We start from the raw sequence: 7,612 nt of genomic DNA on the forward strand, positions 1-7,612 counted from the left end.
AAAAAGAGACCTCTATAAAAATATGTATGATAGGGCAATTAATGTAATCAATAATAGTAAGAAAATTAATAAATTAAATATTATTTTCGAAGAGTTAGAAGTAGACATTAAAAATATTTCTAAAGTTTTGCCAAAACAATTAATCCATAGAGATCCACATACGTCGAATTTTATTATGAAACAAAATGAATTAGTTGGAATCATCGATTTTGAGATTGCTGAGGAAAATATTAGGATTTTTGATATATGTTACTGTGCAACAAGTATTCTTAATGAAGTTTTTTCTGATCATAAATTTAGACAAGAATGGATCACCTTTGTTGGGAAATTATTAAACGGTTATAATTCAATTAACCAATTATTCGAAAATGAAGTTAATTCTATCTGGCATACAATGCTGTATATCCAAACAATTTTTATGGCATATTTCATAGACTATCCCAACATTTTCGATTTAAACAAAGACATGTTTTTATGGATATATGAAAATAAAAATAATATTGAGATGAATATACTAACTCCTCAATAATACTTTTTTATTGAACAAACCCATGCAATAGATGAATACGAAATAGAGGATGATCAAATGATCATCCTCTATTTCGCTATATGGAAGTTTAGCTACAAAATATATGAAATTAAGCGAACCCAAATAAGCGCTTTACTGGCTTCAGTAAGGCGCTTATTTGGGTTTAAAATCAAAAAAATATTTTATGGTTGAAGATTTTGGTATATATCGCTACAATATATCGTAACGATATAAAGAGGTGATAAAATGTCTGTCAAACATATTATTTTAGGTATATTGAGTTGGAAACCTTCTTCGGGTTATGAAATTAAAACGGAAGTGGAATATAAGGGACGAGAGTTAGGTTGGGGAAAAGTTAGTTTTGGATCGATTTATCCAAAGTTGAAGGAGCTTGAACTAGAAGGATTAGTGAACTGCAAAGAAGTCAGTCAAACTGAACGCCAAACTAAAATGTATGACTTAACGAATAAAGGATGGGCAGAACTATCTGATTGGTTACGATCAAATCCAACTTACCCTGTTGTAAGAGACGAATTATTAATGAAAATGAGTTTTTGGAACTACGTTCCAAATCTGTCAATTGATTGTTTGATCGCACATTTAAACAACAGAAAGATTAATTCCGAAAAAATGCTAGAACATCTGAGAGATTGGGAGTGTAATGATGTTTCTTCGATTGGGAATCTGGCTGCATACTCCTTCGAGTATTTAAAGCTTCAATTGGAAACGGAGATTAAATGGATCAATCAAACGATAGAGAAGTTGCTGCTTAACGAACAACAACCACACAAAGATCCAATGAATCTTGTTCAAGAGTCTCATAAGCGGTATCAAAAAACAGTGGAATAAACATTGAACGGGGAGAAGATATATGAATCTACTAAGCCCATTAAAAGTAAGAGCGTTTCGATTTTTATATTTAGGGCAAGTTGTTTCAGATTTAGGGAATTGGATGAGCTTTATGGCATTGATGATTTTATTCACGTATCATTGGAAATTACCACCAGAAAAGTTAGCTTTAGTTCCAATTACCCTCTCACTCCCATGGATTTTGTTGAGTCCGTTTTCGGGCGTATGGGTAGAGAGGTTCTCAAAGCGAAATCTAATGATATTTTGTGATTTTATTCGATCCATACTATCGTTTTCAATGCTTTTTACGAACAATTTTTGGGTTCTTTTAGTAATCATTTGTTTGATTCAAAGCGCTGCAACTTTTTTTGACCCTGCTAAGCAAGTCGCGATTAAAACATACGTTCCTGAGCCATTTCTAATAAAAGCGAATGCACTTAGCCAAATTTCACTCCATTTATCGAAAATTATCGCTCCTTCAATCGGAGGAATCTTAATCACTATACATAACCCATCGCTCGTATTTATGACAAACTCTGTATCATTCTTCTTATCTGCATTACTATTGATGAAACTTCCTAAGACCGATTACTCGAATAGTATGTTGAATAAATCAAAAAAAGGAACTTTTCTTAAAGAAATCGTAACTGGTTTTCAAAAAATATTTACAAATACTTTATTATGCATGGCAGTATGTAGTATGTTTTTTACGACCTTTTTAGTCTTCATCTATGATAGTTTTATTGCCTTATGGTCTAAAGAATTAGGAATCGCAGTTTCAAGCTTTTCGCTTCAAATTAGTGGAATAAGTCTTGGAAGTTTACTCGGAGCAGTGATTGTTGGACAATTTGGTAATCGCATTCAACCGATTAAACTCCTTTTTATTTCTCCTTTTTTCATTGGACTTTTCTTTTCAATCATTGGTTTAGGCGGCATTCACATTGTGACATTCCATGAATGGCTATGGCTTAGCATCTGGAGTTTGATTGGTTTTTTAGGAGCTAGCATTCCTATTTCGTACGGAACAATTTTGCAAACCACAACACCGACAATTCATTTAGGAAAAATATATAGTTCAGCTCAATCGATACTAAATATACCTACTTTCGTTGCGCCATTAATTGGAGCATGGATTGTAAGAACACTTGGAATCGGATACGTCTTTTTACTTTCTGGCATATTTTTTACTTTATTCTCAATTACAGGTTTAGTCATATTAAGAAGGATTAATAGATTGAATTTGGACAATAACAATGGTAAAAAGGAAAGAACTGATGTGATGTGAAAGAAGAATTAAATAGATAAAAGCCATAGCCTAAAAAACCAGCGATAGGCCATGTTTGTTACTTCTTCTTCCATCGTACTTTAGGACACTATTGATTAGGGCTAGAATTGTTGTACAAAAGTAAACTAGTTAATCATAATATTATCTTTATAATAATAAAATGTAATAATTTACCAATTTATACAAGGAGGTTTATTTATGAAACGAAAATTAGTATTTTCAATTAGTTTTGTAGGTGCTTTAGCATTATCAATTGCTTTTACAAAAGACTTACAAAATACAAAGGTATATGCTTAGACTAATGGAGACCAATATAAACTTGTGACTAGTGAAGAACAAAATCGTAGTGAAGGTAATGTAGCAAAAGGACAAGATGTACTAACAGTTGTATCAGCAGAAGAGCAATATATGGTGGAAAACAGTTCGGCTTACCAGGGATTTGTGCCACAAGAAAATGGGACAGGTTTGTATTTTGTAAAAGAAAATAGATATAACATGATATATTACGAACGCATTAATTAAACAATAAATAAAGGATAATTATTAATATCCTCTATTTAACTATTTAATAGTTTAGTTGAAGATGGACGGCAAGGAATTTTTGAGGTTGAGTAGAACTTATAAGATGAACAAATAAGAAATAGAAATTTCCTCTATCCGAGTATGTAATAAGAAATATAAATCTGAATGGTGTGAAAGAAGAGGATGTTTGAAAAGACTGAGGTAAAAAAGAAAAAACGCAAATCATTTGGTTATCTATTCATTCTTTTAGTAATTGCATTACTGTTGATGGTATTGTTGTGGTATCAAGGTATTCTTATCCCCAATACTTTCAGTGCAAAGCATTATCCTGTGAAAGGGATAGATGTTTCATCTTATCAAGGTGAAATAAAGTGGGAACAATTTCAGAAACAAGACATTAAATTTGCCTTTATTAAAGCCACTGAGGGGAGCACTTTTGTCGATGAGTATTTTGAAACAAATTGGAAAGGTGCAGAAAAAACTAATCTACGGATTGGAGCCTATCACTTTTTTAGCTATGATAGCGAAGGTAAATCCCAAGCCGAGAACTTTATGAAAACAGTACCCATTAATAAACAAACATTACCTCCAGTCATCGATGTTGAGTTTTATGGAGATAAAGAAAAAAATCCTCCTAATCGTAGTAAAGTAGAGAAAGAGCTTCAGACTATGGTGAAAATGTTTGAAGAACATTACGGAAAACGAGTCATTCTCTATACGAAAAATAAGGCTTATAATTTGTATATTAAGGATCATTTTGAACAATGTGATATATGGATAAGAGATGTTTTTACCAAACCTTCTTTATCAGATAAAAGAACTTGGACATTTTGGCAGTACACCGACCGAGAACGATTAAAGGGGTATAGTGGTAATGAAAAATTCATAGATGTAAATGTCTTTAATGGAAATGAAAAGGAATTTGAAGAATATGGGTATTAATTCCTCTAATCAAAAGATATGAGATGAAAAAGCCATGAAAAAACGCTCGGACATGCCAAGCGTTTTTTCGTGTTAAATACACTTTAATTTGTCTTGTTAAAATCACTTGGATTTACTGATTTCTATATACAGTTATTGAATATTTCTCCACATTTTCTGAACGACTTATCATTTTTTTCTTTTTTTCAATATATCTAATCAATTTGGAAATTTATTTAAAAATATCGCTGATTGGAAAGGATATAGGAAATGAAAATTGAATCAAGTGAAGGGTAAGAAATATAGTTTGTTTTTAAGAATATACTTAAAATAATATACAAATTCTTTATGCATCTACACTATAATTGAGGTGAAACGTAAACATGGAATTTGATTCTAAAGGAAATCCGAAAATTGTTGTTAGTGCTGTCACTTCAATGATTGATAGTCCTATCGACATCCAAATACATCATTTAAAACCAAATCAGATCGTAACTTTAAAAGCGAGTAGAATTGCGGAAGGGATTAAAGAAATTCATTTAGAATCTTTTGGTAAGTTTAGAGCGGATAGAACAGGATTAGTTAATTTAAACACGCAATGTCCAATAGAAGGGACATATAACAGTATAGATGGAATGGGGTTGTTTTGGTCTTTAGATACAACTAAAATTGTAACTAAAAATGATCGTAGTCAAACAGTGGGGCAAGTCTTAGAACCTCAAAAACTAAAACTATCATTAATAATTGACAATGTAATTGTAGATGAAATTCTGATAAATAGATTATGGAAATCAAATCAAATAAATCGAATTTCGGTTAGAGAAAAAGGTCTAGTTGCAACTTTCTTTAGTGACGTTAATAAAGAACAAAGACCTGGCATTATTATTGTAGGTGGTTCTGAAGGCGGGATAAACGAATATCCTGCTGCTTTACTAGCTTCTCATGGTTTTTCTGTGCTAGCCCTAGCTTACTTTGGAATAGAACATCTTCCAAAACGTTTAGTCATAATTCCACTTGAATATGTTAAAACAGCCATTGATTGGATGAAGTCCCGTCCTGAAGTAAAAGAGGACTTAATCGGTATTCACGGTACGTCAAAAGGAAGTGAACTTGCTCTTTTAGCTGGATGTTATTTTTCAGACATTAAAGCGGTTGTTTCTTTAAATGGCTCTGCTGTTTCATTAAGTGGCATTGTTCCTTGGTCAGAAGATGATACACTGCCACCATCATGGACATATAATGGTAACCCAATTCCATATGCATCACCAATTAATCCAAAGAAAATAGCGGTTGAATGTAGAGAAATGTGGTTAAACAGAGAAGGGAATCCATTTGGTAAGTGGTATGCTGCTATTACGTCTGATGAAGAAATTGTTGAAAAAGCAACAATACCAGTTGAAAAAATTAACGGTCCTATTTTACTAATTTCTGGAGAAGAAGATGGTGGCGATACTGTTCGTTTGTCTCAAAAAGCAATAGAAAGATTAAACACATATAACTTTGCATTCTCTTATAATCATCTAATTTATGCTGGTGCAGGTCATTCAATTGGGATTCCTTACTTACGAGCAAATCCATATAATCAAGGAAATAAATACGATACTGCAAAAGCAAGTAAGGATTCATGGAATAAAACAGTTGAGTTTTTTTCTGAAAACTTAAAAGTAAACTTAAATTGACCCTAACATATTAGAAAGGGTCTTTTTTTGAGAAAGAAAGTATTCCAATCCTTTTTTTAATTTTAATCTTATAGGTTTAGTCATAACAGTATTAGCAAAAAAATAGTAGTTTTACGTAATAAAAACGTTATATGGAGAGCAACTAGCTAATTTAAAAAATAAGACACTTATAAAAGTGTAATTTCTTATTTACTAAAGCTGACATTTGTTAGTCAATGAATGGAAAATTTTTTGAAAAAGGGAGGAATACAATTTCCTTTATAGAATTTAAAATGAATTAACAATCATAACATAAGGCGGCGGGAATTGAATGAACATTAGAGAAATCAAACTAGATGATGCAGAAAATTTTGTACAACTAATTAAAGAAGTTGAAAAACAGGCTGATTTCATGCTTTATGGGGCTAATGAAAGAAATGTTACGGTCGAGAAACAACGCAAACAGTTAGAAATTATTGAGGAATCCCCAAATTCAACCATATTTGTTGCAGAAGAGATTCCTGGAATATTAGTGGGTTATGCGTTTGCGATTGGTAGTACTGCGATAAGAAAAAAACATTCGGTCTATCTTGCCATTGGAATCCTTGAGGAATATACAGGTAAAGGTATTGGTACCAAATTATTTCAAAGCATAGAAGAATGGGCAATTAAACTGGGGATTTCAAGGTTAGAACTGACTGTTGTGAAACAAAATGAAGCAGGAGTAGGTTTATATAAAAAGATGGGTTATGAAATTGAAGGATCAAAAAGAAACTCACTAATAATAGACGGTAACAGCTTCGATGAATACTACATGGCAAAGTTAATATAAGATGTTAGTGTTGAACTATCACACATACTTTAGTTGAACAAGATGTTAGGCTATATAGTCGATTTTTTTAATTATGCTAAATGGCATGATAGACTAATAGGTAGTGGAATATATAAAAGTATAAGTTTAAGAAGGAGACAAAATATGCCTAGTTTAGTATTTATACTTCCTTTCGTTATACTTTTATTAGCAATATCTTTTCTCTACAACTTTAAAAAGAAAAGTAAAATATCTAGGATCATCGGTATTTTATTTATAGCTTGGACTTTTCTCATGGGATTGGGTATCGTTACTTATTATGCAACTACTACGCACTAATGGATGACATTAGTAGAACAATAAATCGGCTACATAGTCGATTTTTTTTGTGCTAAATGAATGAATGTAACATTGAATTAAATATTGTATGTGTCAATATAGTCATTTTAATGCGGAGGATATACATGCGAAAAATTGTAATCATTGGCTCAGGTGGATCAGGAAAATCTACATTTGCCAGAAAGTTAGGAGATAAGTTAGAAATAGATGTTTTTCATCTTGACGCTTTATTATGGAGACCAAATTGGGAAGGGGTTCCAAAAGCAGAACAGATACAAATACAAAATGAACTAGTTAAAAATGAAAAATGGATCATTGATGGTAATTATGGAGGCACAATGGAGATAAGACTCAATGCAGCCGATACGATTATTTTTCTAAATATATCTAGGTTAGTTTGTATTTATCGTGCATTCAAAAGGTTCATTAAATATCGAAACTCAACTAGGCCTGATATGAGGGAAGGTTGCCAAGAGAGATTTGATTTTGAATTTTTTAAATGGATTTGGGAGTATCCCAAGAAAAAGAGACTCAGTATTTTAAAAAGTCTTCAACAATTATCTGAAGAAAAAGAAATTATAATTTTAAATTCAACAAAAGAAGTTAAGCAATTTTTAGTTAAATGATCTAATCATTAGAATTTCTTTATTGAACTTAAGAATGCTTTAGTTGAACAACATGATCCTCGATTCGTCGGT

General features: G+C 31.7%; 8 protein-coding genes. All 8 read left to right on the top strand.

Going from position 1 to position 7,612, the window contains the following annotated elements; genetic code table 11:
• Positions 1-529: phosphotransferase (locus ACFCYN_RS21350; RefSeq protein WP_375951625.1), on the top strand; the 529-nt coding region annotated here is incomplete at its 5' end.
• Between the two features lie 246 nt (positions 530-775).
• Positions 776-1,378 carry a PadR family transcriptional regulator gene (locus ACFCYN_RS21355; protein ID WP_375951627.1) on the top strand — a complete coding sequence of 201 codons (603 nt, stop codon included), beginning with the start codon at positions 776-778 and terminating at the stop codon, positions 1,376-1,378.
• A 22-nt stretch (positions 1,379-1,400) separates the two neighbouring features.
• Positions 1,401-2,663 carry an MFS transporter gene (locus ACFCYN_RS21360; protein ID WP_375951629.1) on the top strand — a complete coding sequence of 421 codons (1,263 nt, stop codon included), beginning with the start codon at positions 1,401-1,403 and terminating at the stop codon, positions 2,661-2,663.
• Between the two features lie 321 nt (positions 2,664-2,984).
• Entirely contained in the window at positions 2,985-3,185 is a 201-nt protein-coding gene (locus tag ACFCYN_RS21365; protein ID WP_375951631.1) for a hypothetical protein, read from the top strand.
• Between the two features lie 183 nt (positions 3,186-3,368).
• The gene (locus ACFCYN_RS21370; protein ID WP_375951633.1) at positions 3,369-4,127 is read left to right on the top strand and encodes a glycoside hydrolase family 25 protein; all 759 of its coding nucleotides are present in this window, start codon (positions 3,369-3,371) and stop codon (positions 4,125-4,127) included.
• 362 nt (positions 4,128-4,489) lie between these two features.
• Positions 4,490-5,785: an acyl-CoA thioesterase/bile acid-CoA:amino acid N-acyltransferase family protein gene (locus ACFCYN_RS21375; protein ID WP_375951635.1), complete on the top strand. Its 1,296-nt coding sequence runs from the start codon at positions 4,490-4,492 to the stop codon at positions 5,783-5,785.
• Between the two features lie 310 nt (positions 5,786-6,095).
• Entirely contained in the window at positions 6,096-6,596 is a 501-nt protein-coding gene (locus tag ACFCYN_RS21380) for a GNAT family N-acetyltransferase (RefSeq protein ID WP_375951637.1), read from the top strand.
• Between the two features lie 443 nt (positions 6,597-7,039).
• The gene (locus ACFCYN_RS21385; RefSeq protein ID WP_375951639.1) at positions 7,040-7,540 is read left to right on the top strand and encodes a DNA topology modulation protein; all 501 of its coding nucleotides are present in this window, start codon (positions 7,040-7,042) and stop codon (positions 7,538-7,540) included.
• Positions 7,541-7,612 lie beyond the last annotated feature (72 nt).

This window comes from Gottfriedia sp. NPDC056225, from assembly GCF_042267765.1.
Taxonomy (GTDB): Bacteria; Bacillota; Bacilli; order Bacillales; family Bacillaceae_G; genus Gottfriedia.